Source organism: Roseimarinus sediminis, from assembly GCF_050433125.1.
Lineage (GTDB): Bacteria > Bacteroidota > Bacteroidia > Bacteroidales > Prolixibacteraceae > Roseimarinus > Roseimarinus sediminis.
In genome coordinates this window covers 270,219-292,405 of the sequence record NZ_JBNPXV010000002.1, presented here as the reverse complement: position 1 = coordinate 292,405, position 22,187 = coordinate 270,219, and the positions used below count along the sequence as shown (strand labels likewise).

The window sequence follows — 22,187 nt, the reverse complement described above, 5'->3', positions numbered from 1 at the left end:
TTTTCCTTTTTAACTTCTTCCTTCAATTAACACTTTCAATTTTATTTAACCATTATTCCCACTTATATAATACAAATTTTATCTTTGTTGAAAGAAAACCAAACAACTAAGCTAAAAGACCACCTCATGCGAAAGATCAATTGTCTGCTGATTTTTGCAATGTTTTTGCTTCAAACCCTCAGTGCACAGGACAAAATAATCACACAAAACAAGGACACCATCGACTGTAAAATCACAGCAATCGATGGCGACAGCCTGACCTTCGAAATCGTCACAAAAGGGATTACTACCACTGGTACTTATTCACAAAAGCAGATCGATGCCGTACACTTTTCGACCGAAAGTCTGGGCAACATCAGGCAGTTCAATCAGATGAAGCCTGCCGATCGTTCTCTGGCTGAGAAAAGTTATAATGAAAAAGCGCTCTATCAGGAAAACAACGATAAAAGCAAATTCAGCGTTCAGCTGCAAAGTGGTTATGGTTCACTGCTTGCAAGCAGTACCGAAGCCATGCATCAGCTTATTGTATTAGGTTTCGATTACGATCCTGCCAGACGCTACTATCAAGAACTTCGTTCTACTTTAGTCAACAGTATCGCCTTACAATACCAGCTGTTTACTATACGTGGCTATCAGCTTTCGATGGGTATAAGCTACCAGAACATGTTCAATCACAGCCTTGCAGAATCAGCACAAATCAATGTAGACGATGGCATTCATAAAGTGAACGGAACATTTGAGGAAAAAATTTATACCAACTATTATGCCTATGGGCTACGACATACCTTTACCATGGGAGCAAAACGGAAGTCGGCCATTTCGCTTGAAGCCGGTACCGGATTGGTCAGCTACCGCAATCAACTGATATTGGCACATTCCCCGGTACTGATCCAGGGCCTTGCTCCTGCCTACTATTCACAGTTGGCTTATGCCTTTCGAATAACACCAGCCCTCTCGCTCGATGTAACGGGCGGACTTTTTGCTGCCGTGCTCAAAAATCTGAAAGTAAGCACACCCTATTCCAGTCAGCGAAGTGAACTAAGCAGCGACCAGTATGAATCGCTCTCAAGGGCCTATGTAAAAGCCGGTTTAACCTATCATTTCTGATCATCATGCAAAAAAATCACCTGCTTCTCATTGCTATCGTGCTGATAATAAACTATGCCTGTTCTGATAACTTTCTGAACGATACACCTCAGATCACACAAACCGGTGAGGATACCATCTTCATCGAACAGCCCGATGTAAGCAAAAGTGTTACGCTCCGCCTCAACAGCTCAGACAACATTCCCTACGCTGTTTTTCAATATCCCTACTTTATGCGTCCCTCATCAATGACTGGTGATTTCAAAGAGGGATCCACCATTTTTACTTTTTGGTCTTCATACGATATTAACGACTGGCGCAACCAGGGAGGAATTGAAGGCCAGTTGGTCTTGCTTCTCGAGAACAATGAAGCCATCAGTTACACGGTGAAAGTGCCCGAAAGGAATGAATTGCCCGAAGACTATGCTGTTGCTTTCAATCCGTCATCCTTGCATTTTGGTACAACCTCCGAACGCAGCGTCGCGATGAACAACAATGGCAGTCATCAGATTAGCTGGAACATCGAATCGCTCCCCGACTGGCTCAGTACTGCTGCATACAGCGGCACCATAGCAGCCCACAGCAGTTACGACATGTATTTTGTGGTCAACAGAATTGAGAAACCCAATGGCTCATATTATGGATACGTGCGCATTGCGCTTGATGGAAATCCGGCAAACATCGTCGAGTTCGAAGTCAGCATGGAGGTCAATGAGCAGGCTCAACACACTACTGAGCTGATCGAAGGTCATGTTGTTGCAGCCCGTTATCTTAAACAAAGCGACCGCCTTTTACTGCTTAGCCAATCGCCCAACAGGCTCAGCATCATCAATCTGAACGATGAACAACAACAGCACATTGAACTGCCCCGAAAACCTGCAGGCATGAATGTTTCAGAAGATGAAAGCCAAGTCATTCTGGCCTATACCGTTGCCGAAGTGGCTATTGTCGATCTTGGGGAAAGTAAAATCAGCCAAACATACGAGTTGCCCTTCATCCCCTTTGGAACAGCCATTGGAGAAAACGGCTGGTATTACATCAGTTCCGACAACTACGAATACAACAACAATTTGCTGGCCTTAAACGGTAACAATGGGAATATAATACCTGCCCAGCCCGATGACAATACGATCAGGGAAAAAAGCTCGCTGTATAAAGTTCCGGGGCGCAAGCTCCTTTTGGGTATTCCCTCCAACTTATCACCCAGCACGACCGTCCTGATTAATTATCAAAATGACACTATAACCAGCCAGGATGCCGATACCAAACGACATGATTCGGGAGGCAAAATGTGGCTAATAAAAAACGGGACCCAGGCCCTTACGGCTTCTAAAAACATTTTTAAATTCGACTTTAGCGCCAGTGACTTCGTAATCCGTTACGGAACCATCGAGGAAAGCTTTTCAGCCATTCATTGGGCCGATGAATGTACCACTACCAACCAGGCACTGCTTACCATCAGCGATGGCTATCAGCATCCGGCGGGCGATTCGTATGCCGCCTTGCTCGATCTCGAAAGTTACGGTGTTGTGAAAAATATCGACCCCGGAAATATGAACAATAAAGAGCTGTATGTTTATTTTGCCTTTCTTTCGGCCGAAGGCAATCAGGCTTTCCTGATCACCCGTGACGAAATGAACCCCTACACCACCGACGGACAATGGTACCTGCAGCGTTTTGAACTGAACCAATAAATCATTGTTTCAATGCGATAAGTTCATGAGTGCATAAGAAAGCCAGTTGCGGTCATACTCATTAGGACCATTGTCTTCAACCGCTTCCGCTTGCTTTCGATTGTTACTATTTCGGTTTTTAGGTTCCTTTAAAGTTACTTCCGTTGATTATTGCAGTGTCGGGAGGCGCGAGTTCCGACTCGCGCATTGTAAATGAATACAGGCACTTCGGCAAGCATGACAGCCTTTTTCTTTTTCAAATAGTCGTTTGTAACATTCGGATTGTATTCGGCGAGTCGGAATTGAAAATCAACGGAGCGAAGCAGAATTAGTTCCGACTCTCAGAAGCACTTAAGTACTTAAAAAAACCACAATAGAAACAATAGTAAGCAATAGAACAATTCTACCTTCTGTTCAATGCTTGGATTATGAAACAACATTCATCAGAATGAAATGGAGTTGATTACTCCAGGTTGCACCAGAAATGAACTACACCCGCTGTTGGGTAGATTCAAGGCAAAATCACCTGTCAATAAAGTTTTCGAAAAAAAATATCATGAGAGCGTGTAATATTTCCGGCCATTGACCACTAAACAAGAAAAGATTAAAATGATGACACTTAAAAATGCGATTAACCTTTTCAGGCGTTTAACAGCTGAGACGACTAACAAGTCGGAAATAAAGGTGTACCAGGATTTCATGAAGATACTTACCAATCTGGAAAAAAGGAACTTAACGGAATCTGAAGTTGAATCGCTGGAGAAAAGACTTGACGCTCTTGAATTAAACCGTACCTTAACAAACAGGAAAAAGCATTTTAAAAAAGCGCTTCAACAGTTAAAAAAATATCTGGAGGAAACTTTTTCGATCATTAGCAAAGGTGACTACATCATCAGGGGTATCACCATTGGAGCTTCTGCAGGCTTACTCCTTGGAATTCTATTTCTTTCAGGTCTGGAGCGTTCTTTGGGTATTTCACTTGGCATTTCAGCAGGAACCTTCATTGCAATAATTATTGCTACTAATATGGAAGCTCAGGCCAGGGCAGCGGGAAACCTGATCGGATAAACTAAAACAGGAAAACTTGACGAACGACTTTTATGCCATATCGATAGCGCCTTATTCTGCAATCATCATAAAGATATGCAGAGCCTATACCAATTCGCAGGAAGATTTCGAAGATTACTATCAGGAGGTGTGCTTACAAATTTGGAAAAGCAGAAATAACTTCCGGGGGCAGGCTGAATGGTCTACCTGGGTGTATCGGCTGGCATTGAATGTGAGTATGACCATGCTGAAAAAAAAGAAAAATAATCAGCTGTATTTTACTTCTGACTTCCTGCCAAACGAATTGGCAGAAAATAGCCCTGCATTTTCAGACGAAGCCCTCAATCAGTTATATGCTGCCATTAAACGTTTGTCTGAAGTCGACAGAGGGGTGATTTTACTCTATCTTGAAGAAAGGTCTTACAAAGAAATAGCTGAAATTACTGGTACAAACCCAAACAACATCGGGGTACGCGTCAAAAGGATAAAAGAACGATTAAAAAAATTATTAGATGGAAAAGTCGATTGAATCAATATGGAAACAAGGGTTTTTAAATAGCGATGCATTGATTGCTCCAAAGCTGAATAAGCTGTACAATCAAAAATCGATACATTTAATCGATAAGTTTAAACGAATGTTCAGGATGAATCTGAATGCAATCGTTGCAGGGGCCTTCCTGTTTTTGGTGATTTCTTTTTTAATTGGGATTCCATTTATGGGAACAGGCTTTTTTTTGACATTAAGTGCCATCGCCATAGTGAACAAAAGGCTTTCCAGAGGGTTAAACAACATCGATAAGAGCCAAAGCAGTTATCATTATATCAAAGCATTTGACAACTGGATGAGGCAACAAATGCGCGTAAACAGAACAATGGCCAGATGCTATTATCCTTTGTTCTTTTTATCGTTTGTGCTTGGCTTTTGGCATTACCATATTAACGGAAGACAATTGGGTGAGCTCATAACGCATAAGTTGATTGTTAACGATCCCGGCAGTGGCCTTATTTTTGGTGTACCGCTGATTATTATCCTTGGCGTGGTTTTAATGATGGCATTGTTCTCTTACCTTGGAGGAAGAATATACAATTGGGATTTAAAGCTTGTTTATGGAAGTGCACTAAGAAAACTGGATGAAATTATCGCAGATATGGAAGAATTAAGAAGCTGATACAACTGCTAACGCTAAACTCTCAATTGAGCCCTTGTTGTATGCACGCTGCATTGAAGTCCCGATAGCATTTAGTCTGGAAATTATGACGAAGAAACAAACAAAACAACTATTCCGAATACTATTCATTTTTGCTAGCATCGCTTCGTTGTGGTTCGTGCCCTGGGTTTTGGTGAAGGCATGGATTTTACCACTGCCTGATACGGTGCAGGAACAAGTAAACGAAGCCATTGATCATGGCTTTGATGGAATGATAGTTTATGTGGACCAGGGCGGGAAGCCACCTGAATTTTATGCCGCAGGATGGCACGACCGAAAAAACAAAATCCCTGCCTACCCGCAAGCCCTATTCAAAATTGCCAGCATTACCAAGTTATACATCGCTGTTGCGACGGTAAAACTGGTAAAAGCAGGACGTTTGTCCCTGGATAAAACACTGGCTGATTACTTCCCGGAACTTACAGGACGCATTGAAAATTCAGAAAAAATAACCTTGAGAATGATGCTTCAGCATCGAAGCGGCATTCCCAATTTTGTTGACCATCCTGCTTACTGGACAAAACCACCAGACAGCCGACAGGAAACACTGGAATATGCACTGGATTTACCCGCCCTCTTTGAACCAGATGAAGCTTATGCTTATTCAAATACCAATTATATGTTGATTGAGGACCTCATTGATAAAACATTAGGCTACCCCCACCAGCAATACATCAGAGAGGAAATTTTGAACCCGCTTGGGCTGAAAAACACTTTCGGCTCGCTAAGTGAAGTGGATATCGACGAGGTGATGAGTGGCTATTATGGTGACCTTGATGAAGATTTTAAGTATCAACACACAGGTTTAATGCTGGCTACTGCTCAGGATGTGGGTAGCTTCGTGAGAGCATTAAACGAGGGCTCCGTTTTTAACGAAGGGGAACAGGAAATCTATTCCTCCGTTTATGTATACCAACATACAGGACTGCTGGTTGGCTATCAAAGTATTGCCGAATACCACAAAGACATCGACACTGTTGTTATCCAGTTTAATAACACAAGCAACTTTGACGGGTATGAATGGAATTTGGCAGAAATTGTATACCGCCGCATTGTTAAAATACTGAGAAGGAGAAAAGATCATAACAAACAATAAAAAAACAAGATGATGACAAAAGGATTAAAGGTTGTATTGACCTTCGGATGCATTTTCCTCCTTCAACAATTTGTAAATGCTCAGGGAAATCAAAATCAACAGTTTTTGCAAAAAGTTGGTGTTTTGGACAGTTTGTATTCGGATGTACTTGACGAGTACAGGAAAATTTTCATACAACTACCTGACAGTTATTCCCCTGAGAAAAATCAACAATACCCGGTAGTTTTTATTTTAGACGGAGAAATGTTTCTCCCTACGGTTAATGAGGTACAAAATTATTACAGCGGTGGTTTTACTCCCGAGATGGTACTGGTTGGTATCGTTAATGATAAAAACAGAGTTAGAGACTTAACCACTTCAAAGATAAGTACTAAATATGGGATGCCTTTTAAGGAAAAAAATGGGGAAGCTGATAATTTTAGGAAATTTATCGGAATAGAACTTATTCCTTTTATAGAAAACAAGTATCCGGTTACCAACTACAGAACGCTAATCGGTCATTCTTACGGAGCATTGTTTACTATTTCCGCACTGATTAATCAACCCGCTTTATTCGCTAATTATTTGGCCATCGACCCAAGCCTCGACTGGGACGACCAAAAACTACTAAAAGAGGCGCAGGAAGTCATTACGAAGCAGAAATATGAGAACAAAGCTTTGTTTATGTCCTTAAGTGGCCAATTGCACATGCAGAACCCACAAATAACAATTGCCAATGTAATGCAGGATACCACAGATTTCACTTTGTTCGCCCGATCGAATATTGCCTTTTCAAACCTGGTAAAGCAACATGCAAAAAACGGATTGACTTTTGATTGGAAATTATACCCCGGCGATATACACGGTACAATTGCATTTCCATCGATCATGGACGGTTTAATTTCACTTTTTGAATGGTATCAAATGGAAAATACGGATAAAATAAATTCATTTGACACTGAAAAAGAAGAGCTTTTAAGCATAATAAAATACAGGGAAAAGAAACTCAAAGAACATTTTGGATATTCGGTACCCCCTTTTCCGGAAGAGCTTTTAACGATGTTAGCTTATATGAACATGGAAATGCAACAGGCCGAAAAAGCAAAAATGTATTTTGAACTTACTATTGAGTATTACCCCGAAAGCCCAAATGCCTATGATTCGATGGCTGATTACTATGAAGCCCAAGGTGACTTTACCCATGCGATTAAACAGGTAACTAATGCCTTTGAGTTAAGTGCTAGTGATTACTACAAGCAAAGGATCGAAGGACTAAAAAAGAAGACAGATAAAAAACAGAACTCAGCCACTCATTAAGCCCAACCTTTGAATCCTTTGGCACCCACCGGCTTTCAGGGCAGCTTCATATACACATTAAAAACAACAAAAGCCATGTATACGCTTAGAATGATGAGTACCTTTTGAAGTAAGAGAATTAAGAAGTAGTAGTTCTTCAATGCGACAGAAGGCTCATGCAATGGCTTATCCATTTTCTGCGTATCAATTTTTGACTGCGTATACGTTACCGGAATAAATAAGAGCATAAAGGTCGGAATGGCCACCAATGCCATAGCGTAGCATTTTAATAAGCCGGATTCGTTGAGCCTGGCTCCGATTGCATTGATTAAGTCCTTTTCAAAAAAACCACTTAATACAATGCCAATAAAACCAATCAGAATGGAAGTATACTGAATGGCTGCCCGAATCCCGTGCAAGGTACTTTCATAATCTCTTCCCCGCATTGCCCATTCACCACGGTAGGCAAAACGAAAATGCAAATCGTAAGCCAGAATAATCAAAACGGGCAGAAGGATCATCCAGCAAATATCGGGATTTAAACAGGCCCATAACAAGGTGGCCGGTATGAGCAAGAACATAACAACAACCCCATACTGATCGTGCAGGAAGTCCTTATCGCTTTGAGTACTTTGATCTGTATCCATGATATTAATAATCAATACACAGGCTTAAATTTAAAACAAATATTTAAAGCATTAACAACCTACGACCTATTTTATGTATGAACCAAGCATGATCAGTCGGCCAACGGGCGTGCGAGTTCAATGGCCATCGATAAGCACCGCTTCAAATCAACTGAAATCATTTGTTAAAGATGGCTCGTTGGTAGTGTGTTTTCCATCTTAAATGCAATAATGGAATGAATGGAAAGCCAGATATAAACCCCTTCCTATAAGATGCACTAAATTTTAGATGGAATAGCAAAAGTAATTAAATACTAATCGCTAAATTTGACATAAAAACATGACAAAATTATATCAATTATCTCTTTGACCACATGCACTTATTCAGTCTGATTTATAAAAATCGTACAAATAAATAAAATCCAAATGAATAGCATTTTAATAGCAATAGTAATTGGATTAGTAGCAGGATTAATAGATATTACTCCAATGATTATAATGAAACTTGAAAAAGTAGCTAATATTTCAGCATTTGTCCACTATTTTGTACTTGGATTAATAATTCCATTTGTTTCGTGGGACATCGCACCATGGCTTAAGGGGATGATTATTTCATTATTAACAGCTTTACCGGTAATGATTATTGTTTACCCTAAAGACAAGAAAGCAATAATTCCGATGATCCTATTTGCAATTATTCTGGGTGCAGGTATTGGACTAGCTGGTGATCGATTCATTGGATAATTATGACAACGATGACTTTTAAATACAAAGGACTAATTGCACCATGTGGAATGAATTGTGGTCTGTGTATTGGACATTTACGAGAAATTAAACCCTGTGGAGGGTGCTTTAAAATAGACGATGAGAATAAACCAAAGGTTTGTCGAAGTTGTAAAATCGTTAACTGTGATTTATTAGCAGAATCTCAATCAGGATTTTGTTACGACTGTGTAAAATATCCATGTGCCAGATTAAAAAATCTTGATAAAAGATACAGCACGAATTACGGAATGAGTATGATTGAGAACCTTGCATATATCCATCACTATGGACTTGAGCATTTTTTAAAGAATGAGGAGGATCAATGGAAATGTGACGTATGTGGTGCTGGATTATCTGTACACAGAAGTTTTTGTTTGAATTGTAAGACTGAAAGGAAGAAATAATGATTGCTTTCGCTTGCGGAGTCAAATATAAAAGATATTCAGATAATCCATCGATTTTAAAGAATTGAACTGAATTGTTACCCTCCCTTCGGCACAAGACTTTATATCTAAAAACATATAGTTTTCTTTTCAAGACAGCAACTATATCTGTTTGCATATATTTTCGTACCTTTATCAAGTTTTATATCTAAAGACATATAATGAAAAAACTGGCAGAATTTGTAAAGGAACGTAGAAAAGAAGTCCATCTTTCGCAGGAAGAATTTGCAGAACGTGCAGGAGTGGCTTTAACCGTTCTTCGCAAAATAGAACAAGGTAAAACCAATTTAAACCTGGATAAAGTGAACCAGGTTTTGAAAATGTTTGGACATGAATTAGCGCCGGTTAGCTCTAAAGACATTCAAAAATGAGACAGGGAAAAGTTTTTTATAAAAACATACCGGCTGGCATCATCACCGAAACAAACGACGGTGACTATGTTTTTCAGTACGATGAAGCATTCGTGCAAAATCATCCCAACGATTTTATCACTTTCACCATGCCCGTGAGCAATCAGCCTTATCGTGAAAAACGCCTGTTCCCATTTTTCGAAGGACTCATCCCCGAAGGTTGGCTCTTGAACATTGCTTCAGAGAGCTGGAAAATCAGTAAAAGTGACCGAATGGGCTTGCTCCTGGCATGTTGCCGGAATTGTATCGGCGCTGTAAGTGTTGAACCAATAACAGAATCAAATGAAGAATAGATGCCTGTACTGCTACCAGCCAATTGACGAAGGGAATGATTTTCATGAGCAATGTGCCAGGGAATTCTTCGAAACGCCCCACCCACCTCTGATTGAATATTCACTGGATCAGATGGATGAGCTGGCAAAAAAAGTGGTTGAGCGGAGCGTTGCCGTTCCGGGTGTCCAGGCAAAATTATCGATGTCATTGATAAAAGCAACTAAAGAACAATCCGATCCCCGCCTGACCGTCATCGATGCATTGGGAGGCTTGTTCATCCTAAAACCTCCCACTGAAAGTTTTCCAGAAATGCCCGAAAACGAACATGTAAGCATGCGCATAGCAGCGGCTTTTGGAATCAGGGTCGTTCCATCAACGCTTATACGTTTAGCATCGGGGGAACTGTCGTACCTTACCAAACGAATTGACCGGACCACGTCCGGAGCGCCAATTCACATGATCGACCTATTCCAGATCACCGAAGCTTTCGACAAATACAAAAGTTCGATGGAACGCGTTGGAAAAGCAATTCGCCAGTATTCCGACTATACCCTGCTTGATCTTAGTTATTATTTTGAACTTTCCATCTTCTGTTTCATTACAGGGAATAACGACATGCACCTTAAAAACTTCTCAATGATTGAAAGTCCGGGCGGATGGACCCTGGCCCCTTCGTACGATTTATTAAATGCATCCATTCTCCTTCCTGAAGACAAAGAGGAACTTGCATTGACACTTAGCGGCAAAAAGAGCAAACTAAAGCGGGAACATTTTGTGCAATTCGGAGAAGAACTGGGCCTAAACAGCAAACAAATCGATGGTACTTTGAAGCGAATTGAAAAAAATGCACCCAAAGCCATCAAATGGATCAGGCAATCCTTCCTATCCACCAACATGAAAAATGCCTACCTGGCAACGCTTGAAAAAAGATACCGGCAATTGGGGATGAGCATTTAACCAGTTCCTTATCATTAAAATACCAGTGTAAACAGACAAAATACAGGAAAAGAAGAAAGCGCTGTGACCAATTAAGAATGAAAGAAGGGATCAACTCAACTTTCAGGTGGACAACCTGACGCGAAGCCAGTGTAACTGCCAAGCAGTCAGCTTTGTGTGCCAAGGAGTCAGTTTTGTTTATCCAGATGATCGATTCAAGTGCCAAGGAGTCCGATTCAAGTGCCAAGGAGTCAGTTTTGGCTGCCAAGGAGTCAGTTTTAGCTGCCAAGAAATCCGATTCAAGTGTCAAGAAGTCAGCTTTACATCGTTAGAGGTCTGTTTTAAGTCGTCAGAGGTGTGCTGGAATGGATTAGTTGTAAAAGTACTATTTTATTGTTTGAACGTTCTGAACCAGAATATTTTATACAATAGCATTCAGGATATATTTAACTTTTTGGACAGCCTCTTGCATTTGTTTAACAGACATTAAATCAGGAACAAATTCATGTATTTATAAATAATGTCTTACACTTATTTTTAAAGCGTAATTTCGTTGCTTTGTGAGTAGTTTGACCTTATTATTGGAACTAGCTATATTAACATTATCATCAATATTGTAATATTGAATCTCACTATCATTTGAAATCGGGAATATCGAACCTCCAAGTTTAACGGAAAAAATATAATTATTTAACCATTTATATTTCTTTATTTTAAAGTTGACTCCAAATGATGCTTCAATATCTTCATCTTTATATAAATCATATTTGATAAGATCCCCTGGTTCACTTATTATTTTTAGATATCCAATACTAAAACAATAAGAAAAGTTTGCCCTAATATTCGGATAATAATATAATGTAACAGGCATTTCAATGTAATTCAAGGATTTGCCGTTACAATCATTGGCAAAAAGTATTGGAATTTCGGGGAAATAGGTTGGGCAATATGCAGTGCCTTTTTCTGTATAAAAGAATCCAAGTTCAAGTTTATGCTTTTGTGAAATAAAGCGGTTAACAAAGATTCCAATTCTAGGTTGAGTAGTTTTTCCATAGTTGAGATTTTCAAAAAAAAGTAGATAGTTCTGATAATAAGGTTGAATGGTAGTGAATGATAATCCAGCCTCAATTCCTCCTTGAAAAGAATTCATTTTATTTTGAGAATTTCCTTTTAAAAAAAATAACACAAGCAATATTATAATTATTGATTTCATTTGTTGGATTAATTCGATTATAAGGTACTAATTGATTACACAAAGTTTGTTCTGAAATTATAATGACCTTTAATAAAAACTAAATTAGCAAAATTCAAGGCCAGCACCTAACAAATTAGAAATTAAGGCCCAGTTAAGGTATACGCCCGGTTAAGTGCATCTTTTGCATCTTGCTTAAATGTATCAACTTGCCGCTAAAAACAGCGACATTTTAAGAGAAACGTTTGCTCAAGATTAATCTTTTAGGTGCTCGGTTCAAATTATGCCACTCTTTAGCTTTGACCTCAGAGCTTGTTCGTTTCGATTTGTGCCACTCTGCGTCCGGTTTGATTTGTGCCACTTTTTAAGATCAGAATATAAAAACTGTAAGCTTCCGGTGAACCCCCTATTGTCTTGCAAATGAACAGGGGTTAATATCAGTGTTTCTCTAAAACATTCAGAGAACTATTAAAGTCAGGTTGGAGTTTCTTTGAGTTTATTCAGGTTTTTTTGAAGCAAAGTTGTGAGAATATATATCCCCAAGGTGAAAGCCTCTGGGGAACTATACCTGCTTAATTACTTTGATGTAAAGTTTGTTTGTATTTTTAAACATTCTCAATTGCTTTCGACAGGTGCGCGTTGCTCACGCAGGGCGCACTCAATGTGTATAGTGCATAAGGGTTTCAAAGGTAAGCGGGCGGTAAGCTGATAGGTTTGAAGCACGCAATCCCTTACGACACCATACACTCAACGTTACCGCTAAGCAAAAAATGCGGAGAATGCGGAGATTAAACGCCACTATCAGAGCATATTTTGCGGAGAATATTTCATTTGCGGAGAATAAGTCTTATATTTGTCGCACAATTTGCGGAGAATGAAGGTATATTTACACGAAAAAGACAATTGGACAGACTTTACCTGGGATAATAAAAAAGTAATGATAAAACTAGGTGAAGCCAGAAATCAACAAGGAAGACTTCTTGGTAAAATGGAATCCCTTGGTTTTGATTTGCAAAATGAAGCTGTTTTAAATACATTGACTCTGGACATAACCAAATCATCAGAGATCGAGGGTGTATTTCTTGAAGTAGAACAGGTTAGATCTTCTATTGCCCGACGACTCGGAATTGATATCGCAGGTGCTGTAGATTCAGAACGTCATATTGAAGGTATCGTTGAAATGATGCTTGATGCAACACAACGATATGATTTACCTTTAACAAAAGATAGATTATTTGGTTGGCATGCGTCCCTATTCCCTTCTGGATGGAGTAATCTTATTAAAATAACAGTAGCAGATTGGCGTAAAGATACAACTGGACCAATGCAGGTTGTATCCGGACCAATGGGAAAAGAAAAAGTTCATTTTCAAGCTCCAGGTTCGGACAGAATAGAACACGAAATGAGAAAATTTTTAGACTGGTTTGAAAACGAACATGAAATCGATTTTGTGCTCAAAGCTGCAATTGCACATTTATGGTTTGTGACAATTCACCCTTTTGATGACGGAAATGGAAGAATAACCAGGACAATAACTGATATGATGTTGGCAAGATCAGACAAAAGTATAAGAAGATTCTACAGTATGTCTGCTCAAATAAGGATTGAGAGAAAACAATATTATGAAAATCTAGAAAAAACACAAAAAGGAAATGCAGATATAACTGAATGGATTTTATGGTTTTTACAATGCTTAATAAACGCAATCCACTCGACAAAAGAAACTTTATCCAAAATACTTCATAAGGCTGAATTTTGGAAATTACATTCCACAACAATCTTAAATGACAGGCAGCAAAAAATAATAAACAGACTTCTTGACGGGTTTGATGGTAAGCTTACTACCTCAAAATGGGCAAAGATTAATAAATGCTCACAAGACACTGCACTAAGAGATATTCAAGATTTGATGAAAAAAGATATTTTAATCAAAGAAGCAAGTGGAGGACGAAGTACAAACTATGAATTAAAATAATGTCAGGCGGTAGTCAAGCAGGTAAAGGTATATATATCGCAGCAAATGGAGCCACCCCTAGCGGAGCAAACCGAGCCATTTTTTAAGGTTCTATTTCAATGTGAATAAACAGGCTGACATACCCATTATCAAGGTCTTTTTGGTAGTTAAACCAAAAAGAAAGGGATAATGGCAAATAAACCAATCAGCATGTTACGAATACGACAATTGATACGATTATTAGTAAGGGCTGCTTAAAACGGTTAAAAACAGCCATCTTTTAGATCTGATGGTTGGTTTTTAGACAGACTGCCGTCAAGAACGATTAGCGCTAATAGAGATTTTGGCCTCCGTTTGTACAAAAAAGTGAAGAACTTTAACAAATCAATCATTCTATGTATAGAAAAATCGATTTTCTTTACAAAAGGGATTACCTTAGTAAAGAAATTGTAAAACCTTTTACATTATGTCCGAAAATAAAGATTTTGTCTTGAAAGAACTTCCTTTAACTGTTGATGTCGAAACAAAAGCGGTGTTAAAAAGTTTACCCAAAGCTCATGCTGCATTGGCTGAGTTAAAAGGTATTGCTTCAACAATTCCTAATCAAATTATTTTAATCAACACATTAGGACTCCAGGAAGCAAAGGACAGCTCTGCAATTGAAAACATAATCACAACACATGACGACCTATATAAATCAGCATTGAATCTTGACTCTTTTAATTCATTACAAGCAAAGGAGGTTCAAAACTATATCTCGGCACTAAAAAAAGGATTTGAGTTAGTTAAAAACAAAGGATTGATTACTAATTCAATCATCATTGATATTCAAAGTGAACTAGAGAAAAATAATGCCGGGTTTAGAAAACTTTCTGGAACGGCTCTTAAAAATGCAGCGACAGGAGAAACAGTTTATACTCCACCACAAGACATGAATGACATCAATCGCTTAATGTCGAACCTTGAGAGCTTTATTAATGACCCAACAGTCTCAGACTACGACCCATTAATAAAATTGGCTATAATTCATTATCAATTTGAAAGCATTCACCCATTTTATGATGGAAATGGAAGAACTGGCAGGATTATAAACATTTTGTACCTGATTCTTGAAGAATTACAAACTTTGCCGATTCTTTATTTGAGTAATTATATAATCAGACATAAAGCGGACTATTACAGGCTTTTGCAACAACTTAGAGACAATGAAAATTGGGAAGAGTGGTTACTTTTCATGATAACGGGTATTGAAAAAACATCAAGAGAAACGATTGATTTAATTAATGAGATAAAAAAATTAATGCAGGAGTTTAAACACAAACTTCGAGATAATTATAAATTTTATAGTCAGGATTTATTAAATAACCTTTTCAAACATCCTTATACAAAAATTGAATTTTTAGTAAATGACTTGAATGTCTCTAGAATTACGGCAGCGAATTATTTAAATAAATTGGCAGACGACGGACTTTTAAGGAAGAGTAAGATTGGCACAGGGAATTATTACATCAATGAGTCTTTGTTTAAAATACTGACAAACAGATAAAAAATGACAACACCTATCGGTAATAAATAGAACGCTGGGCAGCGCGCAGTTAGGAGTTTCCGCCAGCTGGCGGATTGAACTACATCCATCCCGCTAAGGTGTTCTGTACTTAAAAAAGGTTTTTGATGTTTTTTGAAAAGATAATGAGACAGTGTTCTTTGATTGATGACAGCTTTTAGGTAAGCATCCGGTAAACCCCGTATTGTTTTGCAAGGAATAGGAGTTAATATCATAGTTTCTCTAAATCGTCCAGGAAATCGAACGTCGTTTATCAGTTTGCGATAAAGTGGAGCAAAGCATAAGCGAAAGCCTCGAAAAAGCCGAAGCACTCCGCCAGAGCATTCTCAAAAAAGCATTTGAAGGTAAACTGCTAAGCGAAGCCGAAATAGCGCAATGCAAACAAGCCGCCGATTATGAGCCCGCAAGCGAACTTTTGAAAAAAAATACGAATGAGAAATTACGAATTACGAAAAAACGGGCAAAGAAATGAAAGATAACGTAATCAGAGATAAAAGTTATGCCTTTGCAATTCGTATTGTGAAGTTGTATAAGTACTTGTGTGAGGAAAAGAAGGAATTTGTATTAAGCAAACAACTTCTGCGAAGCGGAACGGCTATTGAGGCAAATATTGAAGAAGCTATTGGGGGACAAAGCGAAAAGGATTTTTTTGCCAAACTAACTATTGCTTATAAAGAAACAAGAGAAACACATTACTGGATTAGACTTTTAACAGACACAAACACTATCACTTCAGAACAGAGCAAAAGTTTAATAAATGATGTAGAAGAACTTCTGAAAATTATTGGCAGTATTCAAAAAACAATGAAAAGTAAACTCAATTCGTAATTTGTAATTAATAATTCGTAATTAAATGAAGGGTGAAATAGTTATCTATAAAAGCCAAGATGGCAACATAAAAATAGATGTGCGATTGGAAGACGAAACCGTTTGGTTAACGCAGTTGCAAATGGGGCAATTGTTTGGGAAGGACAAACGCACTATTTCAGAGCACATTCGGAATATTTTTAAAGAAGGTGAACTGGACGAAAACAGGGTTGTCCGGAATTTCCGGACAACCACTCAACATGGTGCTATTCCCGGCAAAACACAGCAGCATGAAGTAAAAGGCTATAACCTGGATGTCATCATTTCAGTGGGCTACCGCGTAAAATCGCACCAGGGCACACAATTTCGCATTTGGGCTACTCAGCGGTTAAAAGAATACATCATAAAAGGCTTTGCCCTGAACGATGAGCGTTTTAAAACAGGCTCATCAATGAATTATTTCAACGAACTGCAAGAGCGTATTCGTGAAATACGTATTTCGGAAAAATTCTTTTATCAAAAGGTTAAAGATATATACGCCACCAGTATCGACTACGACCCACAGGACGAAAAAACATTAGAGTTTTTTAAAATAGTACAAAACAAACTATTGTGGGCTATCAGTCAGCAAACAGCCGCCGAGCTGGTTTACCGCCGTGTAGATGCATCGTTGCCTCTGCTGGGAATGCAGTCGTACGACAAGGATAATTCGGCTAAAATAAAGAAAGCTGAAATAAGCATTGCCAAAAATTATTTGAACGAAGATGAGATGAAACTGCTCGGTTTGATTGTGGAACAATACCTTGCATTTGCCGAAGCCATGGCCCAACAGCAAACGCCCATGTACATGAAAGATTGGATTCAACGCCTGGATGCCATCGTTCAGCTTAACGGGCGTGAATTATTAACTCATGCAGGAAAAATAAGCCACCAACAAGCCTTGAATAAATCTGCGGATGAATATTTGAAATACCAAGAACAGCAGAAGCAGGTTGAAAAAGAGAACAGCTTAAAAGAATTGGAAAAAGACATTAATAAATTACGAATTACGAATAAAAAATTACGAAAAGGGGATGAAAAATAATATAGTTCAGGAAAAATCGTATGCCTTTGCAATTCGTATTGTGAAGTTGTCTAAGTACTTGTGTGAGGAAATGAAGGAATTTGTACTGAGCAAACAACTTCTGCGAAGCGGAACGGCTATTGGGGCAAATATTGAAGAAGCTATTGGCGGACAAAGCGATAAGGATTTTTTTGCCAGACTAACTATTGCTTATAAAGAAACAAGAGAAACACATTACTGGATTAGACTTTTAACAGACACAAACACTATCACTTCAGAACAGAGCAAAAGTTTAATAATTGATGTAGAAGAACTTCTGAAAATTATTGGCAGTATTCAAAAAACAATGAAAAGTAAATTAAATTACAAATGAGAAATTACGAATTACGAAATAAACATACAACGTAATTCGTAATTAAACAACGTAATTCGTAATTAAATAAATATGAATTTGTCGAAATATCAACCAAACCGGGAATTTTTACTTTACAAAACCGACAAAGGTGATGTTAAAGTAGATGTTTTGCTTCGGAACGAAACCATTTGGTTGCCACAAAGCAAAATAGCCGAGCTATTCGAAGTTCAACGTCCTGCCATTTCCAAGCACCTTAAAAATATTTTTGAAAGCGGAGAACTGGACGAAAAAGTGGTATGTTCCATTTTGGAACTAACCACTCAACATGGTGCTATTGCTAATAAAACGCAAGCCAAACCTACCAAATTTTATAATCTCGATGCCATTATTGCCGTTGGCTATCGTGTAAACTCGAAACGTGCTACCCAATTTAGAATTTGGGCTACAAATGTTCTCAAAGAGTTTATTATTAAAGGCTATACAATGGATGTGGAGCGTTTGAAAAATCCACAACCCATTTTCGGGCAGGACTATTTTAAAGAACAGCTCGAAAAAATCCGTGACATCCGTAGTTCGGAGCGCAGGTTTTATCAACAAATAACTGATATTTATGCCGAATGTAGCATTGATTATGATTACGATTCGGAAATTACCAAAGAGTTTTTTGCAACCGTGCAAAATAAGCTGCACTGGGCAATTACAGGGCAAACAGCTGCTGAAATAATTGTATCGCGGGCAAACCACGAAAAAGAAAAAATGGGCTTAACCAGTTGGAAAAACTCACCCGATGGTAAAATTAGAAAATCAGATGTTTCCATTGCTAAAAACTACCTTACCGAAGAAGAACTGAAACCGCTCAACCGCATTGTTTCCATGTATTTAGATTATGCCGAAGACCAGGCTGAGCAAGGAAATGTAATGACTATGAAGGATTGGGCGGAAAGGCTAAATGCCTTTCTTCAATTCAACCAAAAAGATATTTTACAAAACTCAGGAAAAGTAACTGCTGCAATTGCAAAGGAATTTGCAGAAAAAGAGTACGAAAAGTACAAGCCAATTCAGGATAAATTATTTGAAAGCGATTTCGATAAAGAAGTTAAAAAACTATTAAAAGGAAAGTAAATGTCAGAAAATGCAATAGTATCAAAGGTGTGGAATTTTGCCAATGTTCTTAGAGACGATGGCGTGGGTTATGGTGATTATTTAGAGCAAATCACCTATTTGCTTTTCCTGAAAATGGCAGACGAACTTAACAAACCACCCTACAATAAAGGTTTAAAATTTCCGAAACTCAAAAATGCCGAAGGTGTTGAATTGCCCAATGCCGAAACTTGCGACTGGCAAACACTATCGCAAAAACGCGGTTTGGAATTGGAAAATTTTTACAACCAAATGCTTCGCAGTTTAGGTAGCGAAAAAGGAACGCTGGGGCAAATTTTTGTAAAAAGCCAAAATAAAATACAAGACCCTTCAAAACTCTTAAAAATCATTGATATGATTGATAAAGAGCAATGGAGCTTAATGGGAACCGATGTTAAAGGGAAAATTTACGAAGGTCTTTTGGAGAAAAATGCAGAAGACACCAAAAGCGGTGCCGGGCAATATTTTACGCCTCGTTCCTTAATCAAAACAATGGTTGCCTGTGTTCGTCCAAAACCAATGAAAACCATTATCGACCCTGCTTGTGGTACTGGTGGTTTCTTTTTGGCGGCTTACGATTTTATTAAAACTCACGATTTAGACCAGGAAGAAAAAGAGTTTTTGAAAAACAAAACTTTTTACGGAAACGAAATTGTTGCCAATACCCGCCGTATGGCATTAATGAATATGTTTTTGCACAACATTGGCGAAATAGACGGAGAAACACTTATTTCTTCGGCTGATGCTTTGGTTTCAGATAATGGCATTCGCTACGATTACGTGTTGGCAAATCCGCCTTTTGGTAAAAAAAGCAGTATGACCATTACCAACGAAGAAGGCAAACAAGAAAAGCAGGATTATATTATCAATCGTCAGGATTTTGTGGCAACCACAGCCAACAAACAACTCAACTTTTTACAACACATAAAAACGCTTTTGAAACTTACAGGCGAAGCAGCTGTTGTACTTCCCGACAATGTTTTATTTGAGGGCGGAGCAGGCGAAACGGTTCGTAAAGAATTGATGAAAACAACCGAGTTGCATACGATTTTAAGACTGCCGACAGGTATATTTTATGCACAAGGCGTAAAAGCAAATGTGTTGTTTTTCGACAACAAACCCGCTTCAAAAGACCCTTGGACAAAAGAAGTTTGGATTTACGATTACCGCAGTAATATAAGTCATACGCTCAAGAAAAACCCAATGACTTCAGAGCATTTGAAAGACTTTGTAAAACTCTATAATCCTGAAAACAGAAACAAAAGAACAGAAACATGGAGCGAAACAAATCCAGAAGGCAGATGGAGAAAATTTACGTATTCAGAAATCATTGAACGAGACAAAACCAATTTGGATATATTCTGGATTAAAGACAAAAGCCTAACCGACTTGGACAACTTGCCCGACCCTGATGTTTTGGCAAACGAAATAATTGAAAACATAGAAGCCGGGCTGAATAGTTTTAAAGAAATAATGGAAACAATAAACGGAAATGAAAGCTAAGCCCAGCCCGTAAGCCATACACAACCTGTCCCGATTTTTCGGGATTTGCAATTACTCATAAGTTGTTTATTTTCAAAGGCGTTCGTGTTTGCAAGGAATAGGAGTTACTATCAGCGCTTCTCTAAAACATTAAAATTTTGGCAACTACCAGATGATAAGTTTAGATGAATTATCTTTATGAAAAGTTTATAAAAACAAAAAAACCGGCTTCATCACCAGCATAAAAACTGGGAGAGGAATCACCGGGACGACTTGACAACGATAACAAAATAAATGGATTGAAAAACAATTGAGAAAATACTTTCTAAAGACAGACTTCAACCATATTTGAACAGACAAGATTCTGATTTTGATAAAGCTGTCCAACATTACAAGATAAATAATTGAGATTTCGGAATCATTCTATCCACTCCTTTCAATTCTCGAGATTGCATTGAGGAATAGCTCTGATTATCAACTAACAAGAAATTTCAATAATCTTCCCCTAACAGACTAGGGTAAGACTACAATAAAACAGCCACATATAAAAGTCAAAAGCAATGAAACTAAATAACTTATTTACACAGATTTGTATTATAAAAGACAAGTATAATAAACATAGAGAAGAAAATAGATTTAATATCTTCACTGCTCTACATAAAGAATATGATGAAGTAAACTTACATTCTAGGTTTATCTCATATTTAATGGCATCCAATTCTGGACATGGATATAAAAGCAAATTTGCAGAAGTTTTCATTCGTGAGGTACTACAATTTGATAACGATAAATTTGATTTATCGAATTATGAAGTAATTCCAAATGAAGAAAATAAATCAGAATTCAAAGAAATTGATATTCTTATCATTAATAAAGTAAAAAAGCAAGCAATTATTATTGAAAACAAAATATTTGCCTCTGATAGCAATCATACGGATAAAATCGATGGTTACAACGGTCAACTTGAACGATACTATAATACAATAAAGAGTGGAATTGACAAAGATGGAAATAAATCATTTGATTTCAAATGTGATACTGTATTTGTTTTTTACTTAACGCTTGATAATCATGAACCATCACAAAATAGCATCGGAGAAAATGACTTGAAGAAAAATAGTGAAATCCTAAAATGTATAAGTTATGATAATCACATTAGAAATTGGCTTGAACAGATTATAAAAATAATTGATAAAAACAGCATTATAAAATCAATTATCCAACAATACTTAAACCTCATAAATAAAATGACTAACAACGATATAGAAATTAAAGAGAGATTAGAGCTTAAAGAAAAAGTGGCTGAAGACCTAGGAAATGCAAGGTACTTACTAAATAATTTTAAACACATAAAATGGCATACAGTGTTTGACTTTTGGACACAGCTTGTAGCAAATATGAAAGTTGATGAATATTATAAAAAACTGAATCCGAGGCTGTATCCAACTAACATAGATGAATTTAAAGGTATTATTACGGAAGTAACTCATCATAACAAAACATTAAATCATGGAATTCATTTTGAACTAAACAATGGACAATTAGGATATATAACAGGTTTAGGCATGTTATCATGGGGTACTGTCAACCCAAAGCGGTGGACAGATTTTAAAAGTCAAATTCTGCAAAATATTAGTTTTAGTGATTTTACATCAGAAAACACTTTTCTTCTTATTGAAAAGAAGAATTTGAATAAAGCTATTGAATTGATTATAGCAGAAATTTTGCAAGAGCAAAAAAATAATTTCAAAAATTTGAACTCAGAATAGAAAACCAATCACAGAAATATTTA

The 22,187-nt window shown here is 37.7% G+C and carries 21 protein-coding genes; 19 read left to right on the top strand and 2 right to left on the bottom strand.

The features are described 5' to 3' along the window. Nucleotides 1–126 precede the first annotated feature (126 nt). The 7 genes from FHS86_RS04200 (at nt 127) to FHS86_RS04170 (ending at nt 7,406) form a co-directional block, all read left to right on the top strand. Nucleotides 127–1,107: a hypothetical protein gene (locus FHS86_RS04200; protein ID WP_429411464.1), complete on the top strand. Its 981-nt coding sequence runs from the start codon at nt 127–129 to the stop codon at nt 1,105–1,107. Nucleotides 1,108–1,112: 5 nt separating this feature from the next. Then, entirely contained in the window at nt 1,113–2,780 is a 1,668-nt protein-coding gene (locus tag FHS86_RS04195; protein ID WP_429411462.1) for a BACON domain-containing protein, read from the top strand. Between the two features lie 588 nt (nt 2,781–3,368). Then, nucleotides 3,369–3,827, top strand: coding sequence for a hypothetical protein (locus FHS86_RS04190; protein WP_429411460.1), 459 nt, complete (start codon nt 3,369–3,371; stop codon nt 3,825–3,827). A gap of 16 nt (nt 3,828–3,843) precedes the next feature. Next, entirely contained in the window at nt 3,844–4,335 is a 492-nt protein-coding gene (locus FHS86_RS04185; protein WP_429411458.1) for an RNA polymerase sigma factor, read from the top strand. 115 nt (nt 4,336–4,450) lie between these two features. After that, the gene (locus FHS86_RS04180; RefSeq protein WP_429411456.1) at nt 4,451–4,975 is read left to right on the top strand and encodes a hypothetical protein; all 525 of its coding nucleotides are present in this window, start codon (nt 4,451–4,453) and stop codon (nt 4,973–4,975) included. Nucleotides 4,976–5,060: 85 nt separating this feature from the next. After that, nucleotides 5,061–6,110 (top strand): serine hydrolase domain-containing protein, encoded by a 1,050-nt coding sequence (locus FHS86_RS04175; protein WP_429411454.1) that lies wholly within the window; start codon nt 5,061–5,063, stop codon nt 6,108–6,110. Between the two features lie 12 nt (nt 6,111–6,122). Next, the gene (locus FHS86_RS04170; RefSeq protein ID WP_429411452.1) at nt 6,123–7,406 is read left to right on the top strand and encodes an alpha/beta hydrolase-fold protein; all 1,284 of its coding nucleotides are present in this window, start codon (nt 6,123–6,125) and stop codon (nt 7,404–7,406) included. Nucleotides 7,407–7,441: 35 nt separating this feature from the next. Here FHS86_RS04170 and FHS86_RS04165 read toward each other — a convergent pair whose 3' ends face one another. Then, nucleotides 7,442–8,032 (bottom strand): hypothetical protein, encoded by a 591-nt coding sequence (locus tag FHS86_RS04165; protein ID WP_429411450.1) that lies wholly within the window; start codon nt 8,030–8,032, stop codon nt 7,442–7,444. Between the two features lie 405 nt (nt 8,033–8,437). On the opposite strand from FHS86_RS04165, the gene FHS86_RS04160 reads away from it, so the two are divergent. The 4 genes from FHS86_RS04160 (at nt 8,438) to FHS86_RS04145 (ending at nt 10,859) form a co-directional block, all read left to right on the top strand. Beyond that, a complete protein-coding gene (locus tag FHS86_RS04160; protein ID WP_429411448.1) occupies nt 8,438–8,755 on the top strand; it encodes a hypothetical protein in 318 nt (105 codons plus the stop codon). Nucleotides 8,756–9,380: 625 nt separating this feature from the next. Next, nucleotides 9,381–9,590, top strand: coding sequence for a helix-turn-helix domain-containing protein (locus FHS86_RS04155; RefSeq protein ID WP_429411446.1), 210 nt, complete (start codon nt 9,381–9,383; stop codon nt 9,588–9,590). After that, a complete protein-coding gene (locus FHS86_RS04150) occupies nt 9,587–9,922 on the top strand; it encodes a HipA N-terminal domain-containing protein (protein WP_429411444.1) in 336 nt (111 codons plus the stop codon). Before FHS86_RS04155 ends, FHS86_RS04150 begins: the two co-directional genes overlap by 4 nt. Continuing rightward, the gene (locus FHS86_RS04145) at nt 9,912–10,859 is read left to right on the top strand and encodes a HipA domain-containing protein (protein WP_429411442.1); all 948 of its coding nucleotides are present in this window, start codon (nt 9,912–9,914) and stop codon (nt 10,857–10,859) included. Before FHS86_RS04150 ends, FHS86_RS04145 begins: the two co-directional genes overlap by 11 nt. Before the next feature lie 490 nt (nt 10,860–11,349). Here the strand turns inward: FHS86_RS04145 and FHS86_RS04140 are convergent, their stop codons facing one another. Beyond that, entirely contained in the window at nt 11,350–12,051 is a 702-nt protein-coding gene (locus FHS86_RS04140) for a hypothetical protein (RefSeq protein ID WP_429411440.1), read from the bottom strand. A gap of 853 nt (nt 12,052–12,904) precedes the next feature. Here FHS86_RS04140 and FHS86_RS04135 point away from each other — a divergent pair. From FHS86_RS04135 to FHS86_RS04100, 8 genes are all read left to right on the top strand, one after another. Then, nucleotides 12,905–14,005 (top strand): Fic family protein, encoded by a 1,101-nt coding sequence (locus tag FHS86_RS04135; protein ID WP_429411438.1) that lies wholly within the window; start codon nt 12,905–12,907, stop codon nt 14,003–14,005. Between the two features lie 445 nt (nt 14,006–14,450). After that, nucleotides 14,451–15,530 (top strand): Fic family protein, encoded by a 1,080-nt coding sequence (locus FHS86_RS04130; protein WP_429411436.1) that lies wholly within the window; start codon nt 14,451–14,453, stop codon nt 15,528–15,530. A gap of 486 nt (nt 15,531–16,016) precedes the next feature. Next, nucleotides 16,017–16,376, top strand: coding sequence for a four helix bundle protein (locus FHS86_RS04125; protein WP_429411434.1), 360 nt, complete (start codon nt 16,017–16,019; stop codon nt 16,374–16,376). Between the two features lie 85 nt (nt 16,377–16,461). Then, nucleotides 16,462–17,439 (top strand): virulence RhuM family protein, encoded by a 978-nt coding sequence (locus FHS86_RS04120; RefSeq protein WP_429411432.1) that lies wholly within the window; start codon nt 16,462–16,464, stop codon nt 17,437–17,439. Next, nucleotides 17,429–17,791, top strand: coding sequence for a four helix bundle protein (locus FHS86_RS04115; RefSeq protein WP_429411431.1), 363 nt, complete (start codon nt 17,429–17,431; stop codon nt 17,789–17,791). Before FHS86_RS04120 ends, FHS86_RS04115 begins: the two co-directional genes overlap by 11 nt. 78 nt (nt 17,792–17,869) lie before the next feature. Then, nucleotides 17,870–18,895, top strand: a complete 1,026-nt coding sequence (locus FHS86_RS04110) for a virulence RhuM family protein (RefSeq protein WP_429411429.1) — start codon at nt 17,870–17,872, stop codon at nt 18,893–18,895. After that, a complete protein-coding gene (locus tag FHS86_RS04105; protein WP_429411427.1) occupies nt 18,896–20,416 on the top strand; it encodes a type I restriction-modification system subunit M in 1,521 nt (506 codons plus the stop codon). It abuts the gene before it with no gap. Nucleotides 20,417–20,955: 539 nt separating this feature from the next. Beyond that, nucleotides 20,956–22,164: a PDDEXK-like family protein gene (locus FHS86_RS04100; RefSeq protein ID WP_429411425.1), complete on the top strand. Its 1,209-nt coding sequence runs from the start codon at nt 20,956–20,958 to the stop codon at nt 22,162–22,164. The last annotated feature ends 23 nt before the right edge of the window (nt 22,165–22,187 follow it).